Annotated in this window: 15 protein-coding genes; 5 read left to right on the top strand and 10 right to left on the bottom strand. The window is 33.0% G+C overall.

Annotation, left to right across the window (positions count from 1 at the left end; all coding sequences use genetic code 11):
• The first annotated feature begins 7 nt into the window (after positions 1-7).
• A complete protein-coding gene (locus WPG_RS16670) occupies positions 8-598 on the top strand; it encodes a hypothetical protein (protein ID WP_045474788.1) in 591 nt (196 codons plus the stop codon).
• Between the two features lie 65 nt (positions 599-663).
• On the opposite strand, the gene WPG_RS16675 is transcribed toward WPG_RS16670, so the two are convergent.
• The 7 genes from WPG_RS16675 to WPG_RS16705 all read right to left on the bottom strand — a co-directional run bounded on the left by WPG_RS16675 (position 664) and on the right by WPG_RS16705 (position 7,558).
• Positions 664-2,451, bottom strand: coding sequence for a serine hydrolase (locus WPG_RS16675; protein WP_045474790.1), 1,788 nt, complete (start codon positions 2,449-2,451; stop codon positions 664-666).
• A 220-nt stretch (positions 2,452-2,671) separates the two neighbouring features.
• Positions 2,672-3,862, bottom strand: a complete 1,191-nt coding sequence (gene fabV, locus WPG_RS16680) for an enoyl-ACP reductase FabV (RefSeq protein ID WP_045474792.1) — start codon at positions 3,860-3,862, stop codon at positions 2,672-2,674.
• 12 nt (positions 3,863-3,874) lie between these two features.
• Positions 3,875-5,275, bottom strand: coding sequence for a dihydrolipoyl dehydrogenase (gene lpdA / locus WPG_RS16685; RefSeq protein ID WP_045474794.1), 1,401 nt, complete (start codon positions 5,273-5,275; stop codon positions 3,875-3,877).
• Between the two features lie 4 nt (positions 5,276-5,279).
• Entirely contained in the window at positions 5,280-5,837 is a 558-nt protein-coding gene (locus WPG_RS16690; RefSeq protein ID WP_045474797.1) for a porin family protein, read from the bottom strand.
• Positions 5,838-5,898: 61 nt separating this feature from the next.
• On the bottom strand, positions 5,899-6,408 hold the full coding sequence (locus tag WPG_RS16695) for a hypothetical protein (protein WP_052471317.1): 510 nt from the start codon (positions 6,406-6,408) through the stop codon (positions 5,899-5,901).
• A 62-nt stretch (positions 6,409-6,470) separates the two neighbouring features.
• Complete coding sequence (locus tag WPG_RS16700) at positions 6,471-7,097, bottom strand: CPBP family intramembrane glutamic endopeptidase (protein WP_045474799.1); 627 nt, start codon at positions 7,095-7,097, stop codon at positions 6,471-6,473.
• A gap of 2 nt (positions 7,098-7,099) precedes the next feature.
• Positions 7,100-7,558, bottom strand: coding sequence for an Lrp/AsnC family transcriptional regulator (locus WPG_RS16705; RefSeq protein ID WP_045475745.1), 459 nt, complete (start codon positions 7,556-7,558; stop codon positions 7,100-7,102).
• 159 nt (positions 7,559-7,717) lie between these two features.
• Here WPG_RS16705 and WPG_RS16710 point away from each other — a divergent pair, with 159 nt between their 5' ends.
• A complete protein-coding gene (locus WPG_RS16710; protein ID WP_045474802.1) occupies positions 7,718-8,935 on the top strand; it encodes an aminotransferase class I/II-fold pyridoxal phosphate-dependent enzyme in 1,218 nt (405 codons plus the stop codon).
• Between the two features lie 15 nt (positions 8,936-8,950).
• On the opposite strand, the gene WPG_RS16715 is transcribed toward WPG_RS16710, so the two are convergent.
• Positions 8,951-9,973, bottom strand: coding sequence for a metal-dependent hydrolase (locus WPG_RS16715; RefSeq protein ID WP_045474804.1), 1,023 nt, complete (start codon positions 9,971-9,973; stop codon positions 8,951-8,953).
• A gap of 83 nt (positions 9,974-10,056) precedes the next feature.
• Here WPG_RS16715 and WPG_RS16720 point away from each other — a divergent pair, with 83 nt between their 5' ends.
• Positions 10,057-11,727 carry a Na+/H+ antiporter NhaC family protein gene (locus WPG_RS16720; RefSeq protein ID WP_045474806.1) on the top strand — a complete coding sequence of 557 codons (1,671 nt, stop codon included), beginning with the start codon at positions 10,057-10,059 and terminating at the stop codon, positions 11,725-11,727.
• Between the two features lie 980 nt (positions 11,728-12,707).
• A complete protein-coding gene (locus WPG_RS16725) occupies positions 12,708-15,653 on the top strand; it encodes a GEVED domain-containing protein (RefSeq protein ID WP_045474808.1) in 2,946 nt (981 codons plus the stop codon).
• A gap of 84 nt (positions 15,654-15,737) precedes the next feature.
• Here the strand turns inward: WPG_RS16725 and katG are convergent, their stop codons facing one another.
• A complete protein-coding gene (gene katG, locus WPG_RS16730; RefSeq protein ID WP_045474810.1) occupies positions 15,738-17,933 on the bottom strand; it encodes a catalase/peroxidase HPI in 2,196 nt (731 codons plus the stop codon).
• Between the two features lie 217 nt (positions 17,934-18,150).
• Between katG and WPG_RS16735 the strand changes: the two genes are divergently transcribed.
• A complete protein-coding gene (locus WPG_RS16735; RefSeq protein WP_045474812.1) occupies positions 18,151-18,390 on the top strand; it encodes a putative signal transducing protein in 240 nt (79 codons plus the stop codon).
• A 36-nt stretch (positions 18,391-18,426) separates the two neighbouring features.
• Here the strand turns inward: WPG_RS16735 and WPG_RS16740 are convergent, their stop codons facing one another.
• Positions 18,427-20,052: an ABC-F family ATP-binding cassette domain-containing protein gene (locus WPG_RS16740; protein ID WP_045475748.1), complete on the bottom strand. Its 1,626-nt coding sequence runs from the start codon at positions 20,050-20,052 to the stop codon at positions 18,427-18,429.
• Positions 20,053-20,077 lie beyond the last annotated feature (25 nt).

A 20,077-nucleotide genomic window follows, 5' to 3' on the forward strand; every position in this document is an offset into this window, starting at 1 on the left:
CTGCTTAATGACTGATTACCTACGTAATACTATTCCTAATCTTAAACCTTTTGATTTTGAGCGTCATCACGACACTTTATTCATTAATCAACAATGGGTTTTAGTAAATGGAATTTCTAAGAAAAAGTCCATTTATACTTTTAAAGAAGATAATATTCTAGAAATTACTAGAAAAGATAATGTCATTAAAACATCATGGAATCTAAGTATACAGAATATTTTTTCCATTGAGACTGAAGATGGTTTAATAACAGTTAAAGCCTATTTTAAAGATGATGATATCTTGGTACTTAATCACCAAGATAAGCAAGAGTTTGCACTATATATAAACACTACTAATTACGATGACGAGTTAAACTCTGTTGAAGATATTCAGTCCTTTTTAAAAGACAAGTACAAAAAGAAAGTAAGTAATATTATCTACGAGCATGAGTTTTATTATATCTCAGAATCAGAAGAGTATGGACCTTTTACTGTTGAAGAACTTTCAGAAAAGGTCAAAAACGAAGAGATTAGTCCTTACTGTTTTGTAAGAGATATTAATGAATATGATTATAGTAAACGAATGCGCATTGAGGATTTAATGCAAGAGTTATAAATTATAGGTATAAAAAAGCGAACCAAATAGTTCGCTTTTTTGTTTTATATTCTGAATAAATACACCTATTCTTTCAACTTATGACCAACCGTATCTCTTCCATTTTGATGTAATGTCATACTTTCTATAACACCATTAGCGTCTCTATTAAAAGTGACTTTTGCTTTAACTTCTTCTACAAAGAACCTATCTTCAGACATCGGAATAATGGTAACAGGTGTTTGTCCTGTTGGCTGAGCAATTAATTTATTCTCTTTTAGCAAAATGGTAACTATAAACTCTGGAGCAAGTTGGTACTTACCTAGGTAGTCATTCAATTTTTCGGCGTCAATTTCAAATGTTTTTGGCAAGCCATCTACATCAACATTTAAAGATTTTAAAATATTAATAGCATTGGTATTAGCAGGATTAAGTACTACTGATTTTTTATAGTTTATAATAGCTTGTTCTTTTTTTGAGTTTTCTAGTAGTGCCTCGGCATAACTATCATATACATTAGATGATTTAGGGAATTGATCTACATTTAACTTAAAAACGGCCTCTGCCTTAGCAATCTCTTTTCTTCTCATATAATAATATCCAAAATTATTTAATATACTTTCAGAAAAACTATAGTCTTCTGGCTTATTTACTTTCAACTCCTCATAAGCTGAAACTATATTAATTATCCCTTCAGAATCAATAATAGTTTTAAGTTTTACAGCTACAGAAGGTTTAACCTCACATCTGTTTCCCATAGACTCACCAGTTTTCCATTGAATCCAATCACAAAATACTTGAGTGTAAATGTTTTGGCCAGCACCACCATTGGTAATCATAATAAATCCATCATTAGTATCTGGGTTTACCCTAAAAAATGCGTGCCAACCGGAATTTGCACCACCATGACCTTTTAAGCTATATGATGTATTATGAATAGTATGCATTTGATAACCTAAACCATAACTATCATTTGAAGCTGCAGCCGGTTTCATCATTTTTTTAACAGTACTTTCTTTTAAAACCTTGTTATATGTTTTGTTATCCTTGTGAGCAAAAAGACTTGCATAAGCAAATCTTGTAAAATCTTCAATTGTGGTATGCAATCCTGCAGCTGCTTGTGCAGTAAACAATTCAAAATCTATTTGTTCTCCAAAACCATCATGTTCTAAAGATGAATTTTTAAGAATAGTTTCGTCAATTTTATAACTGCTATTCTTCATACCAATAGGATTTAAAACTGCTGTTTGTATATAATCTTCAAATTTTTGTCCTGTTACTTCCTCTATTATTAATTGTAAGATTGTATAACCTCCACCAGAATATTTCCATTTTGTTCCTGGCTCCATTATCATTTCTACTCTACCAGGTCCATTATTACGACCATTTAACGACTCTTCGATTGTAGATAAGCGATCTTTAGGAGTCCAACCAGGATAGCCGTGAAGCGATAGTCCTGCTGTGTGACTTAGCAATCTTCTTATAGTCACTTTTTTAGAATCAAAATCCGATTCTGGCAATTCCCATCTTGTCAAATAATTTTCAGCTGGTGCGTCTAAGTCTATTTTGTCTTCTTCAACCAGTTTCATAATTCCCCATGCAGCAATGGTCTTAGAAATAGAACCAATATTAAATCCTGTTTTAGTTGTTACTTTCTCACCTTTAACAAGATCTGAATAACCATAAGCCTTTTGTAATACCAACTCACCATTTTCAATAATTGCAATTGCTGTACCTGGCACCATAAAATCTTGCAGTAATTTTGGAATTTTTTGATCCAATTCTTTAGTAAAACTATCAACATCTTGGGATTTAGTTTGTCCATAAAATACAAAAGACATTAAAAGGAAGACAAGTGTGATTTTTTTGAACATAACAAATGGATTTAATGAATAGTAAAATGAGTTGTATGCTTTTATGACGACTACCTCATACTTTCGTTACAGTAAGTACCTACTATTTTAATTTATTAAAATTGTGTGTCGAGCAATTAAATTTAGCTTAAAAATATCTTCCAAACTTATTTATTAAAGACAATAAGCTAAAAAAAGCGAACCAAACGGTTCGCTTTTAATATATTAAATATGATATAATTTAAGCCTGTAATCCAGGAATATCAATCATTTCATTGGCATCTTTATCATAATCTACTCCAGCAACTTCAAAACCAAAAAGATTAAAAAAATCCGTTTTATAACCATCTAAGTCACCTATCTGTGGCAAAGTTTCTGTTTTTGCCTCTTTCCAAAGCTCTAATACTTTGGCTTGTACATCGTCTCTCATTTCCCAATCGTCAATACGGATTCTTCCTGCATCATCTAGAGGTATGTTTGCAGCATTCAAGCGTTCGCTAAACAAACGTTCTATTTGCTCTATACAACCTTCATGTATACCTTCTTCTTTCATTACTTTATACAGTAATGAAATATACAGTGGTATCACAGGAATTGCAGAACTCGCCTGAGTTACTAATGCTTTGTTTACAGAGACATATGCCTTGCCACCTATATTTTTTAAGGTATCTGTAATTTTGAAAGCTGTTGCTTCTAAATCATCTTTAGCTGCTCCTATAGTTCCTTTTCTATAAACTGCTTCGGTTAATGATGGACCAATATATGAATAGGCAACGGTTTTAAAATCTTTAGACAAAACGCCAGCCGCATTTAGTTGATCAATCCACATTTTCCAATCTTCTCCTCCCATTACAGCAACAGTGTTTTTTATATCATCTCCAGAACTTGGTTCTATAGAAATTTCTTTCACCTCACCTGTATGAAAATCGACAGTGTTATCTGTAAATGTGCCACCAATAGGCTTTAAAACCGACTTAAAACGCTCACCAGAATCTGGGTGCGTTCTGACTGGAGATGCTAAACTATAAATCAATACATCTATTTGACCTAAATCATCTTTAATCAGTTGTAGTGTTTGTGCTTTAACTTCATTAGAAAATGCATCGCCATTTATACTCTTAGCATATAAACCGTCTTTATGCGCTTGCTTTTCAAATGCCGCACTATTATACCAACCCGGTGAAGCTGTTCTCCCCTCTTTAGGTGGTTTCTCAAAAAACAAACCTATAGTAGCAGCATAAGATTTATATGCACTTGCAATTCTAGATGCTAATCCAAAGCCTGTTGAAGCGCCAATGACTAAGACCTTTTTTGGCCCATCGGTTTTTGACTTTGATTTAATATAATCTATCTGATTAAGAACATTTTGCTCACAACCAACTGGATGCGCTGTTAAACAAATGAATCCTCTGGTTCTTGGTTCAATTATCATAGTTTAAGTTTTCTAAACGTGTAATGGTCTATTATCTGTTGCCGCTAGAGCTGCTTCTTTTACTGCTTCAGCAAATGTTGGATGTGCATGTGAGTATCGTGAGATATCCTCAGCTGAAGCTCTAAATTCCATTGCTGTAACTGCTTCTGCAATTAAATCTGCACAACGCGCACCAATCATGTGTACTCCTAAAACTTCATCAGTTGTTTTATCAGCTAAAATTTTTACGAAGCCATCTATATCACCACTAGCTCTAGCTCTTCCTAAAGCTCTAAATGGAAACTGACCAACTTTATATTCTACTTTATCTACTTTTAATTCTTCTTCTGTTTTACCTACTGCAGCTACTTCTGGCCATGTATAAACCACTCCAGGAATTAGGTTGTAATCTATATGTGGCTTTTGCCCAGCTAATGTTTCAGCAACAAATACACCTTCTTCCTCAGCTTTATGTGCTAACATAGCTCCTTTAATCACATCTCCAATAGCATAAATATTAGAAGTAGATGTTTGCAAATGATCATTGACTTCTACTTGTCCTCTATCATTAATCTTTACGCCTACTGCTTCAACGTTTAAACCATCAGTATAAGGGCGACGACCAACAGAAACTAAACAATAGTCACCTTTAAATTCTACAATCTCTCCTTTTTTGTTTTCTGCTTTTACAATAACTTCATCACCTTTACGCTCTACAGATTGAACTTTGTGAGACATCATCATTTTGCATTTAGCTTTCTTAAAGACTTTGTTCAACTCTTTTGATAAGCCTGCATCCATAGTTGGTAAGATTCTGTCCATATATTCAATAACTGTAACTTCAGCACCTAGACGACGATATACTTGCCCTAACTCTAATCCAATTACTCCACCTCCTATGATAATCATATGCTTTGGAATTTCCTTCAATTTTAAAGCCTCAGTAGATGTAATAACTCGCTCTTTATCTAAAGAAATAAAAGGTAAATTCGATGGTTTAGAACCTGTTGCAATAATGATGTTTTTCGCTTCAATTTCACCAGCATCTTTTCCTTCAATCTTTATATGAGTAGAATCTATAAAAGATCCTAAACCTTCATATACATCGATTTTGTTTTTCTTCATTAAAAAATCAATTCCACCTGTAGTCTGATCTACAACAGCCTGCTTACGTGCAATCATTTTTTCGAGATTAACTTTGATATCACCAGGAATCTCAATGCCATGCTCTTCAAAATGTTTTGTAGCTTCTTCATAATGGTGAGAAGAACTCAACAAAGCTTTACTTGGTATACATCCTACATTTAAACATGTTCCTCCAAGGGTTGAATATTTTTCAATAATCGCAGTTTTCATGCCTAATTGCGCACAACGAATTGCTGCTACATATCCTCCAGGACCTGATCCGATTACTGCTACGTCGTATGAATTCATATTTTTAATTTATTTTATATTGAAATGCTAATTGAAATGCTCTATTAAAATTTTTATTTTTTATTATCGTTACATCAGTTAAACCAACATAGTATCTAAATGATGCCATTATTTTCTCTGAAATACCATAACTCATACCCAAATTAACACCAAAATCTCTATTATAAAAATCTGATTTTAAATTTGAAATATAACCCTCTTTATCTTTAGCTGAAACTAGTAGAGATACTTGTGGGCCAGCATCTAAACTAAACTTTTCAAACAAGAATATTTTAGAAGAAACCGATAAGGCAATATAATTTAATATAATATCTGATGTTTCACCAGTATTTTCTATTTTAAAACCATATCCTGTATATAAAAGTTCTGCTAAAAATATAGCCTTTTCACTGGCAGGTAGTTCCATATAAAAACCTGCTTGAAGATTAACAGTTAAATCTATATTTTGAGTTCCATCTCCTACTAAATTAGACACATTACTACCAATTTTAATACCAACAGGGCGATCCTGAGCATTAAGATTTAAGCTTGCTAAAAAAAGAAGAATAAAGAGTATTCTCATATAAGCTAAATGAAAAGCAAAAATACAAATGTTTTATGGGAAGACCATAAAAAAATGAAGCTTAGTAAAGCGGAATAATATCTTCTTTTAAACCTTTAGAATCAAGATAATCTTTAACATTTAACGCATCATCTCCTCCCTTTTTTGCATGATGTAATAAAGTGTAAACATGAGGTCCTTTTGCATTTAAAAGTTTAGGGTTGAAATCTAACATAGACTTTAAAATATCTAACTGTCCAAACAATGCCATCGTAAAAATATTTGCCTGCGCACCATGATTTAAAAAATAAGTCACTAATTCCTTATGACCTACAAGACTAGCCGCTCCTATACCTGTTTCAAAATCACCTGCGCGCCAATCGTGTGCGGCATTTATTAGTGTTGGATGTTCTTTATGTAATTCCTTTACAATATCCATTTTACCATGAGCTGCACCAACAAACTTTTTAACCAATGCTTTATCTAATTGTGGTGGCTCTTTTTGCTCTTTGTCTTGAGCAAAAATTAATGAAGTCCCGGAAATTGCAATGAGTCCTATGCTAGCCGATTTTATAAACTGATCTCTTTTCATTATTCATGATTTCCGAAAAGGTATTTATAAATTAATCATATAACATCATCTTTAACATCAATTTATAAAGGAAAGCCTAGCATTTCTCCCATACCAACGGTAAATAACCAACAACCATAAAACGCATGCTCAATAGAAACTAAAAGTGTAGATTTCGTCTTCATAAAAGTTAATGCAAAAAGGAGTCCTCCAACAAAAGTTAGAATCATAACAAGTGTATTTTTAAAAAATAGATGTGCTAATGAAAACAACGCTGCATTCACTAAAATAAAAAGGTTATCGTTTTTAAATAAGTTTTGATAACGCTGAAAGAAAAACGTTCTATAAATTAACTCCTGAGGATAAACTGACAAAAAAGTATAAACACAACAGAATATTAACCAAACACGATAATCTTTAACTATTGGATTAAATAAAATCTCACGCTGAAAAGCAAACATATATAGTGCAGTTATAATTGCAATACCTGTAAACTTTATAAATGTGAGTTTCCAAAAGCGTTTCCAGTCAATATGCTGTGCTATATGTATTTTTACCCGTTCTACACCAACTATTACAAAAAGCACATACAAAAAACCAATTACAGCTATTGTCATTTTTAATCTTACTGAAATGTTTAACACCATACTTATTGGTGCTAAAACGAATACTAGAAACATCTCAATACCTCTATACCTAATACTCTTCATAATTATAACGTAATTGCAGTAGTATGTTTAACTTCATTAATCATAAACATACTATGCGTGCTCCCTATATGATCTATTTTAGTCAGCTTTTTAACCATAAACTCTCTGAAAGCCTTCATGTCTTTGACTAAAACTTTGAGTAAATAATCGTAATCACCACTAATATGGTAACATTCTAGAACCTCTTCTAGTTGATTAACCTCCTTTTCAAACTTCATAACATAATCTTGAGAATGCTGTACTAACTTAATATGGCAAAAAGTTACGAAATTCTTCTCTACTTCTTCCTTGTCTAATAGTGCAACATAATTACTAATCACACCATTATTTTCAAGTTTTTTTATGCGTTCGTAAATGGCAGTAACTGATAAATTGAGCTTAAGAGATAAAGCTTTATTTGTTTGCTTACTATCTTCTTGGAGTAGCTGCAGTAGTTTTCTGTCAATTTCGTCGAAAATCATAATTATCATTTTTCAGTTAAAAGTCAATAATAATTAAAAATAAAGAAAATATATCTATTTATTTACCATAAAATAGATTTAAAATCTAAAATACCACAATTATATTGACTATTAATCATATATTATTAATCTTTGAGGTAACAAATTATATCAATAGTTATGAAATTTAAACCTGCAAACAATATTCAAGATTTACAATACTTCGGAGAATTCGGAGGTGTTAATCCATCAATTTCAGATTCTTCAACCTATACATTCCTTTCAGCTAAAACGATGTTTGATACGTTTGAGGGTAATGCAGATGGCTGTTATTTATACTCACGTCATTCATCTCCATCGAATTTATATTTAGGTGAAGCACTAGCTGCCATGGAAGGTACAGAAACCGCAACAGTAACCGCTTCTGGAATGGGAGCCATTACACCAGTTCTACTTCAACTTTGTGATGCTGAAGATCATATAGTAAGTAGTAGAACTATTTATGGTGGCACATATGCATTCTTAAAAAATTTTACTCCGCGTTTAGGTATTGATACTACTTTTGTAGACATTACAAAACTAGATGTTGTAGAAGCTGCCATTACATCAAAAACTAAAGTGTTGTATTGTGAATCGGTTAGTAATCCCTTGCTCGAGGTTGCAGACTTAAGAGGCTTAGCCCAATTAGCAAAAAAGCACAATTTAAAATTAGTTGTAGACAACACCTTTTCGCCATTATCTATTTCACCGATTAAACTGGGTGCTGATATTGTGATTCATAGCTTAACAAAGTTTATCAATGGGTCTTCGGATACTGTCGGTGGCGTAGTTTGCGGTACTCAAGAATTCATCGACCAATTGCGCAATGTCAACGATGGTGCTGCCATGTTATTGGGCTCTACAATGGACAGCTTACGTTCTGCTTCCGTTTTAAAAAACTTAAGAACGCTACATATCAGAATGCAGCAACATAGTTATAATGCTAGTTATTTGGCTGAAAAGTTTGAAAAAGATGGCTTAAAAACTGTATATCCTGGTTTAGCGTCTCACCCATCGCATGAGTTATTCAAATCTATGATGAATGAAAAATATGGTTATGGAGGCATGCTAACAATAGATGTTGGCTCTTTAGAAAAAGCCAATGCTTTAATGGAGCTAATGCAAGAACGTAACCTTGGATACTTAGCTGTAAGTTTAGGGTTCTATAAAACTTTATTTAGTGCTCCAGGAAGTTCTACCTCATCAGAAATACCCGAAGATGAACAAATTGAAATGGGTTTAAGTGATGGGCTAATCAGATTTTCAATTGGTCTGGATGCAGATATTGAACGTACCTACGACATGATGAAAGCATGTATGATCGAATTAAATATTCTTGAAGCAGAAATGGTTTTATAAAACTTTTTAGATTAATCAATTACCTTTTAAGCGAATCCAAAGCGCATTCATAGCAAAACCAAAATCGTCCATCTCTGGAGTGAATGGCTTCATGTTTAATCGGTTTCCATCTTGAAACAACTCAAGATTGAAAATAGCTTTATAACCACTCTTGGTTTTTACCAAAGGATAACGTAAATCTTTATATAAATAATCTCCATCTTCTAGAGCTTCTACATTAAAATAATCATTGCTAAACCAAGCTAAGTATTTAATATCGCTATAATCGTTTTTAGTTAGATCTCTAATCTTTGGAATAGTTTGCCAATCGGAAAATTGACTAGAACTATCAAGCAGAGAATAAAATCCAATATAATAGTTCTCATTAGTTTCTGCAATACCATACCAAAGGATATTATTTAAAATTGCAGGTTGTGTACTAAAACGTTCTTCTGTAATTCCTTTACTTTCAATTGATGATTTAAAAACAGTATCGATATAAAATTTATTAAAAACAGTGAATAATAGATATACAGAACTGATGCCTATTCCTAACTTCAACCAAAATGTACGCCTATTTGTATTCCGCTTGTAAAACATCAAAATAATCACACAAAGTAAAAATGGCACTGTGTATAGTGGGTCTGCAACTGCAATATTATTAAAGGCTACACGATAATTAGAAAATGGTGCAAAAAGTTGTGTACCATAAGGTGTAAAACAATCTAATAATGGATGTGTAAATAAAGACCAAAAAAATAATTTAGTCCAATCATTTTTAGAAGTCGTATGTAAACGTTTACCAGTATTATATAATTTGTGAGCTAGCCAACCAAATAAGAAAGCACCTAAAACTGAAAATAAAATAGAATGCATAAAGCCACGATGAAAGAGCATAGCATCAATTTCATTTCCATGTAACCAGCTACCAACAAAGACATCTAAATCTGGTATTGTACCGCCAATAGCGCCAAACAATAACGCTTTGTTTCCTGTTTTTTTACCAAGGATAGCTTCACCACAAGCAGCACCTAAAACGATTTGAGTTAATGAATCCATAATTACAAGCGCAAAAGTACACATTTAATCCATTTGCAAATGGTTTCACAAAATTGTAACATTACAGAACTAAACTATACAAAATGCAAGACGACGACTTATCAGAAATCAAAATTGAAGATCAGAAAATCATAGATAACAAGGAGCTCAATATCTTTGAGGCAATGGTTCCTGTAGTTATTTTAATGGGACTCCTTGCATATAATATCTTTTTTGCAAATGGAGAGATGTTTGGTGGTTATTCTAATCAATATATATTATTAATAGGTGGTTTTGTAGGATTTATTGGTGGTTTACTCAATAAAGTAACACCAATAATTATGATTAAAGAAGTTTGGGAAAATCTTAAAAGTGTATTTATACCAATTATGATTTTGTTCTTAGTTGGTGCACTTGCAGGAACTTGGCTAATAAGTGGTGTGATTCCAGCAATGGTTTATTATGGATTACAAGTATTGAGTCCTGAAATATTTTTACCAGCTTCAGTTATAATTGCTGCAGTTATTTCTATTGCTACTGGAAGTTCTTGGACAACATCAGCAACCGTTGGTATCGCATTAGTTGGCATAGGCACAGCTCTAGGAATTAATCCAGGAATGATTGCTGGTGCTGTAATTTCGGGTGCGTATTTTGGTGATAAGATGTCTCCTTTAAGTGATACTACAAACCTTGCTCCTGCAATGGCTGGAACAGATTTATTCACACATATAAAATATATGGCATATACTACTGTGCCAACGATTATAGTAACACTAATTGTATTCGGAATTATAAGTGCCTCTATTGAGCCTACAGGAAGTTCTGATACAGATTTTATACTAAGTAGAATTGACACTTATTTCAATATTACACCTTGGTTATTCTTAGTTCCTGTTGCTGTTGTAGCTCTGATATTACTTAAAACAAAACCTCTAGTTGCTTTAGCATCTGGTGTAGTTTTAGCTATAATTTTTGCTTTTATGTTTCAACCTAACCTAATTGGTACTATCTCAGATTCTTCATCTAGGACAGTAGTTAATTCTATTTTAATTGATACCAACATTGAAATTGCAGACGAAGAATACTTAGCCGTTCTATCGGAATCAGACATAGAAAAAATTAATAATGATAAGGATGGTCTAGAAAAGCTGTTTTCTGATGATGATTTAAAAGGTGTCTATACATTAGAAAGCTTAAAAACATTCTTTTCTTCAGATTATAATGACGCAACTATATTACGAAATAAAGCTAAAAATCTAGAAAAGCTCATAACTATTAAAAGATTAAAAAAGTTATTTAGTTCTGGTGGAATGAAAGGCATGCTTTGGACCATATTCCTAATTTGTTGTGCGATGGTTTTTGGTGGTATCATGGATGGTATTGGTGCTTTAGCTAGAATTACAAAAGCATTATTGTCAATAGCATCAACTGTATTTGGTTTATTTGGAGCTACTGTTGCAAGTTGTTTAGGTCTTAATATCATAGCATCGGATCAATACCTTGCACTAGTTATTCCTGGTAAAATGTTTAAACAAGCCTATGAAGATAAAGGCTTAGCACCTGAGAATTTAAGTCGTACACTAGAAGATTCTGGTACAGTAACTTCAGTTTTAATTCCTTGGAACACATGTGGAGCTTATCAAAGTGGTGTTTTAGGAGTAGGTGTTGGAGAGTATTTCTTCTATGCGATTTTTAATTGGTTGAGCCCTTTTACAACATTACTATTTGCTGCATTTAGAATAAAAATCAGGCAATTATCGAGTAAAATGTCTTAAGCAATATTATATCTCATAAATTAAACATAAGTATTCTAGACTTTTGAGTTTAATCTTATAACTAAATTTCATTTCCAATGACCATATTTTGTGTTTGAAATCTTCAATAATTTTGGTTCAATTCATAATTTTTCTCTTAAATTTCTTTATAATTTACTCGTATATTCATTTTTTTTGGTTAAAAAATTGATTTTATAATTTATATTATCATATTAATTGAAGCCTTAACTATTTTCAACCTAATATCCTAACTTATTGACCTCAAAAACAGTTAGTTAAATAATTCAAAAAGCAAATAACATTTGTTAAAAAACACGCAATAGATGTTTGATTAATAAGCATTATTAAATCGTTTAAATGCAAATAAATACGATTATGTGTGTTTTTTGAAAGAATTTTTATATATTAGCATAAAATTTAACCCTTAATCGATAACTATGAAATCCCAAACAAATATTCAGCACTATTTCTAAGGTATATTAATTCTATATACCCAAGATTTCCTTTTATAAGTTTATAAAAACAGCAAAATTGATTTTTTTGACTGATCATATTCATGTGATATATGCATTTATATACAATAGCACATAAGTATTATGATTAGTGTAAAAGAAATAGTATTGGATATTACATAATTAAAAAATTATGAAGCCAGACACTTAAATAATAAGAACTAACCAGACCATACATTAATTCATGTGACTATTTTTTAATGAATGTGTCTTAATAGTAATTAACCCTTAATTAATAACTATGAAGTCCCCTAAAATATGCGATACGAATTCTATTGTATATTAATTCTAACATTAGCCAGAATTCCTTTTCAAAGTTATTAAACAACAGTAAAATTATTTTTTTACTGAACCGCATTCTTATGGTATTCTATGAATACTATAGATAGGTTCATACAAGAAATTAATGGAGTTGTTGTAAAAATATTTTAGCAAACTGATTGTTGAATTAAAATAATTTTAATAACAATGAAAAAGACATTCTTATTTTTACTCTTAGGAATTATATCTCTATATAGTTTTGGGCAAACTGTCATTTATTCAGAAAGTTTCGATGGGCAAACAGGACAAGGTGCTACGGGCTCAACTCCAACAATCGATTTATCAGCTGTAGATTGGGATATTGATGTGTCGGGAGCAAGCTCGAATTCTAATTATAGATTCCATGTAAGAACCGTTGGAGGAAATCCAATATTCGAATCTAGAAGGGTTGGTACTTCTATTTGGTTATCCCCATCTATAGATATTTCCGCACATACAGATATTTCATTTACAATAGATGCTACACAAGGCCGTAATAATTTAGATGATACAGATACATTAACGACGCAATATAGAATTGACAGTGGCTCTTGGACTAATGCAAGTATTAATGGTGCTTTAAGCAATGATTATGGCAGCGTAGTAATAAGTGAAAGTGCTCTTAACGGAAGTACATCTTTAGAAATTAGAATAATTTCAGTAAATAATGCTAACAATGAACGTCATCGCATAGATAATATCGAAGTTACTGGGACTATTGAGTGCTATATTCCTGTAAATCCAATTACTTTTAATGCTACAAATTCTTCAACAACAAGCATCGATTTAGACTGGGATTTAAATGATTGCAATGATGAATATTTAATTATTGCCAAAGAAGCTAGTGCAGTTACAGCTCTACCTACAGGAAACGGAGGTTTATATACTGCCGACTCCAATTTTGGCAATGGTACCGAAATTGTTACAAATGAATTCGTGGTTTACAAAGGTGACTTAACAATCGAAACTATTTCAAATTTAATATTTGGTAACACCTATCATTTTACAATTTTTTCCAGAAAAGGAACAACTTGGAGCTCAGGTACACAAATTAACTTCACTATAAGTTACTGTACTTCAGTAGGTACAAGAACTGATTATGATACAAATACGACATTAGTTAGTTTTGGAGAAATTAATAATAATACCGTTGGAGATGATGGAGCACCTTACCACGACTATACGGCATTTTCAAATAATATTGAATTAGGTGCTACAGAAGATTTAACTGTAAACATAGATACTGATGGTAATTTCTCTGTTTACTGTTATGTATGGATTGATTGGAATAGAGATGGAGATTTTGAAGACGCTGGTGAAATATACGATTTAGGTAGCGCAGCAAACACAGAGAATGGACCTACATCAAATAGTGCATTGAGTATTACAGCACCTACAGATGCAGAACTAGGTGATACACGCATGCGTGTAGTTTCAGAATATTATTATGAAACCATACCAACAAACGGTCCATGTGATGGTGCCGCAGATGGTGAAGTAGAAGATTATACGGTAACCATATTACCTGCGATAGAATATACTTATGATAATGGTTGGTTGCCTTCAGACCCGAACGGTGTAGCAACGTTCGTAAATGATATTACTATTATGGAAGGTACAGCCAATTTTAATACAACTACAAATTGTCATAATATAACTGTAAATCCTGAAGGAAGTCTTATGGTAGCTAGTGGTGTAACACTTTCAATTGATGGTGAAATGACATTGAAATCAAGTTCAACACGCTATTCAAGCCTTATTTCTGACGGAACAATTACAGGTGATGTCGTTTACAAAAGACATGTTAATAATGCTGCTGGTAATGGTACAACAACTACAGCAAACGATTTATTGAGTGCACCTTTAACAGATCAGACATTTGGTGCATTTAGAGCTGCTAATCCTAATATATTATCAGGAACCATTGGTGGAGGAAGTACTTTATTTTTATTTGGCCCTTTTAATCCAGCTACTGAATCTTATGTCAATTATTCATCTTCAGATGATACAAGTACACTATCTCCAGGGAGCGGTTACAGAACAGGTTCTACAGATGGTGCTACATATACATTTACTGGAACCATAGAAACTGGTAATGTGGATACACCTGTAGTTTCTGGAGGATCTAGTAACTGGAATTTAATTGGCAACCCATATCCTAGCTATTTAAAGGTTCAAGACTTTTTAAATAATTCTTCTAATGCAGCATTATTAGATGAAAATGCCGTTGGAATGTATGGCTATGACGGAACAGCAACAGATGGTTGGGTCGTATACAATTTAGCTACAACAACGGCTTCTACAGTTATCACTCCTGGACAAGGCTTCTTTGTTGATGCAGAATCTTCAGGAAATATTCAATTTACACCAGGTATGCGATCAACTGGTACTGATGATGACTTTATCGCAGGAAGAAACTCAAATCCATTAGTGTTTGTAAAACTTAATGTTTCTAATGCTACAAAAAATTATAACACAGATTTTTATTTTAACGATAATGCAACGCTATCATTAGATGTTGGTTATGATGCCAAAATTTGGAATAATACACCTCCGAGTTTTTCAGTGTATTCACATTTAGTTGAGAATAACACAGGTGACGCTATGGCTATACAAGCACTTCATAGTGATGATCTATTGAATGTAACCATTCCTTTAGGTGTAAATGCAAATAATGATTCAGACATTGTATTCACAATTTCAGAATCAACGCTTCCTGAATCTATTAATGTATATATAGAAGATACAGTTGAAGATACATTAACTTTACTCACAGAAGAGGATTATATAATGACTCCTAATGCTTCAATAAGTGGAACAGGAAGGTTCTACTTAAGGTTAGTTGCAAATCAATTAAATGTAAAAGAGCAAGAACTTGAAATGCTTAATATTTTCACTGATAATAATCGGAAGTCAGTTGAAATAGCTGGTTTAATACAAGAGCATACAAGTTTTCAACTTTTTGATGTGCAAGGACGTGAAGTTGTGAGTAAAGGCTTGCAACTGCAAACTAATAGACAATCTATTGGTATATCTCATTTAGCGTCTGGAATATATGTAGTTAAGTTACATAGTGAAGCGAGCACAAAAACCCAAAAAATTATCCTTAGATAACTTTGTCTAATGTTTATAAATTAAAAAAGGAATGTTCAGTAGTTAGAACATTCCTTTTTTTATTGATTTGCTATTAATCAACTATTACTTTAAATCAAAACGATCTAAATTCATAACCTTAGTCCAAGCTGCTACAAAATCATTCATAAAACGCGATTCACCATCATTAGCTCCATATACCTCAGCTACTGCTCTAAGTTCTGTATTAGATCCAAATATTAAATCCGCTCTAGTTCCAGAAAACTTCATCGCATTTGTTCTTCTATCACGACCAATAAACTCTTTATCTTCTGCTGTAGCTGCTTTCCATGTTAACGAAAAGTCTAAAACATTCGTAAAGAAATCATTAGTTAAGTGTCCAACATTATCTGTAAATACACCATGTTTAGAACCATCATAATTCGTTCCTAAAACTCTTAATCCACCGACTAAGGCAGTCATCTCTGGAATAGAAAGTGTTAATAAATTAGCACGATCTACTAACAAGTCTTCATCAGCTACATTTAACTTTGAATTCATGTAATTTCTAAATCCGTCTGCAATTGGTTCTAAATATCCAAACGATTCTAAATCCGTTTGTTCTTGTGTTGCATCACCTCTACCTTGTGTAAAAGGAACATTCACATTATGTCCTGCATTACTGGCAGCTTCTTCAACACCAGCCGAACCAGCCAAGACAATTAAATCTGCCATAGAAACTGTTCCGCTAAATTCGCTTTGTATACCTTCTAATACATTTAATACTTTATTTAACTGTTCAGGATTATTGACTTCCCAACTACGTTGTGGCTCTAGTCTAATACGACCTCCATTTGCTCCACCACGCATATCAGAACCTCTATATGTTGAAGCAGAAGCCCAAGCCGTAGATACCAATTCTGACACTGATAAACCAGAAGCTAAAACCATTTTCTTTAAAGATTCTATATCAGAATCACTTAAAGTATAATCTACTGCAGGAATTGGATCTTGCCAGATTAATTCTTCTTTTGGTACTTCAGGACCTAGGTAACGGTGAATTGGTCCCATATCTCTATGCGTTAACTTATACCAAGCACGAGCAAAAGCATCTTCGAATGCTTTATGATCTTTATGGAAACGCTCAGAGATTTCTCTATATGCTGGGTCCATTTTTAGAGCCATATCTGCAGTAGTCATCATAATAGCGCGTGTTCCGTTTCCTCCTGCCGCAGGAGCTTGACGTGCATTTGAAGCTGCTGTAGGTGTCCATTGATGTGCACCTGCAGGACTCTTAGTCAATTCCCAATCATAGTTCAATAGAACATCAAAATAATCTGCATCCCATTGTGTTGGGTTTGGTGTCCAAGATCCTTCTATTCCACTTGTAATTGTATCATCTAAAACTCCAGACTGAAATGTATTCCTCCAACCTGTACTCATTTCTTCCATTGAAGCTCCATGAGGTTCTGCTCCAACATACTTATCTGGGTCAGCAGCACCATGTGCTTTACCGAAAGTATGACCTCCAGCAACTAAAGCTACGGTTTCTTCATCATTCATTGCCATACGACCAAAAGTTATTCTGATATCATGACCCGATTTTAATGGATCAGGTTCTCCATTAGGCCCTTCAGGATTCACATAAATTAATCCCATATGCACAGCACCTAAATGACCTTCTAAATCGCCATCACTTGTTTCGTAACGATCATCATTATCTAGCCAACCCGTTTCACTTCCCCAATATATATCTTGTTCTGGCTCCCATATATCTTCACGACCTCCTGCAAAACCAAACGTAGGAAAGCCCATTGATTCTAATGCACAGTTACCTGCAAGTATCATTAAGTCTGCCCAAGAAATTTTATTCCCATATTTCTTTTTTACTGGCCATAATAATAAACGTGCTTTATCTAAGTTACCATTATCTGGCCAACTGTTTAATGGTGCAAAACGCTGCGTACCAGAACCTGCACCACCACGACCATCACCTACTCTATACGTACCTGCACTATGCCAAGCCATACGAATCATAAATCCTCCGTAGTGTCCATAATCTGCTGGCCACCAATCTTGAGAATCTGTCATTAAATCAATCACATCTTGCTTTAAAGCTGCAAAATCAACACTGCTAAATGCTTCGGCATAATCAAAATCTTCACCCATTGGGTTATTCTTTGTTGCATTTTGCCTCAAAATATTGAGTTTTAATTCATTTGGCCACCAATCTCTATTACTGGTACCACGACCTGCTGTTTGTTTTTGATCTCCACTTAAAAATGGGCATTTACTAGCATCGCCTCCATTGTTATGATTCATTATATTTTAGTTTTTTTGATTTACTAATTTGACATGGATAAAATTATGAAATAATGAGCGTTAAATAAAGCCTCTATATTTTTTTAAATTATCTTTTTATAGCTAAAACTTATAGTATAGATTATTTGAATAGTATTATTTGATATTACTGTAATCTCAGTCTAGGAAATCTTGCCAAAATTTCGTAACTTTTAGTTATAATCTAATACCTATAGATATGAGCAGTACAGAATATACAAAAGTTTATTTCGGCAATTTTATTTTAGTAACTCGTGTTAAAAATGAGTTAGAACGCATTGGAATTATACCAATAATTAAAGATGAAGGTGAATCACAACGTTTGGCAGGTTACGCATCAATGAATCAAGGTTTTCAAGAGGTTTTTGTTCATAATGATGAATTGGATAAAGCGGTTTCAATTGTTGAACAGGTTAAGGCTGAGATGGAAGCGCAATGACAAAAAAAGTCAAAATTCAAAGACTATTTAAAATAACTATGCCGTCACAGCATACATCTTCTCGCGCTGGTCTTTAATCTTTTTATCACTCATATACTCATCAAAAGTCATGTAACGATCTATAACTCCATTTGGAGTTAACTCAATGATTCTGTTACCAACCGTTTGAGCAAACTCATGATCGTGCGTAGTTAACAGTATTGTCCCTTTAAAGTTCTTTAATGAATTGTTAAAGGCTGTAATACTTTCTAAATCTAAGTGATTTGTTGGTTCATCTAATTGTAAAACGTTAGCTCTTATCATCATCATACGACTTAGCATACAACGTACCTTTTCACCTCCAGATAAAACATTAGATGTTTTTAAAGCCTCTTCACCACTAAAAATCATCTTTCCAAGGAAACCTCTAATATGTACTTCTTCACGTTCTTCTTCTGTTGTTGCCCATTGACGTAACCAATCCACTAATGATAATTTATTATTAAAGAATTCACTATTATCTAATGGTAAATACGATTGTGTTGTAGTTACTCCCCAAGCAAATTTACCAGAATCTGCTTTTTCATTTCCATTCACAATCTGATAAAAAGCAGTAGTTGCTCTAGAATCTTTAGAATACACAACTACCTTATCTCCTTTTGCTAAATTGATATCAATACCTTTAAACAAAACTTCTCCATCTAAACTTGCAGAAAGCCCTTCAATATTTAAAATCTGATCGCCAGCTTCACGATCGCGTTCAAAAATAATCGCAGGATAACGACGACTAGAACGCTTAATATCTGCTATATTTAATTTTTCTATCATCTTCTTTCTACTAGTTGCTTGTTTAGATTTTGCAACGTTAGCTGAGAAACGACGAATAAATTCTTCTAATTCTTTTTTCTTCTCTTCGGCCTTTTTGTTTTGCTGTGCATGTTGCTTAGCTGCTAGCTGAGAAGACTCGTACCAAAAGGTATAGTTTCCAGAGAAGTGATTGATTTTACCGAAATCAATATCAGAAATATGTGTGCAAACTGCATCTAAAAAGTGTCTGTCGTGAGAAACAACAATCACACAGTTATCATAATTTGCTAAGAAATTTTCTAACCAAGAAATAGTTTCGTAATCTAAATCATTGGTAGGCTCATCCATTATTAATAAATCTGGCTTTCCAAATAAAGCTTGTGCTAATAACACACGGACTTTTTGTTTACCATCTAAATCTTTCATTAACATATAATGCAAATCTTCCTTAATCCCTAGGTTAGATAACATTGCAGCCGCATCACTATCTGCATTCCAGCCATTCATTTCTTCAAACTGAACTTGTAGCTCTCCAATTTTCTCAGCATTTTCATCAGTATAGTCTGCATATAAAGCATCAATTTCAGATTTTAACTTATATAACGGCTTGTTACCTTTTAAAATAGTTTCTAAAACCGTGTCTTCATCGTGCTTATTATGATTCTGTTCTAGAACAGACATACGTTTTCCAGATTCTAAATGGATATGTCCAGAAGTTGGATCCATTTTTCCTGCGATAATCTTTAAAAATGTAGATTTCCCAGAACCATTTGCACCAATAATTCCGTAGCAATTACCATTATTAAATGTGGTATTTACCTCGTCAAAAAGTACGCGTTTTCCGAATTGAACTGAAAGATTAGAAACTGATAACATTGTTTTATATTTTTGAGATTGCAAA

The organism is Winogradskyella sp. PG-2 (assembly GCF_000828715.1).
Taxonomy (GTDB): domain Bacteria; phylum Bacteroidota; class Bacteroidia; order Flavobacteriales; family Flavobacteriaceae; genus Winogradskyella.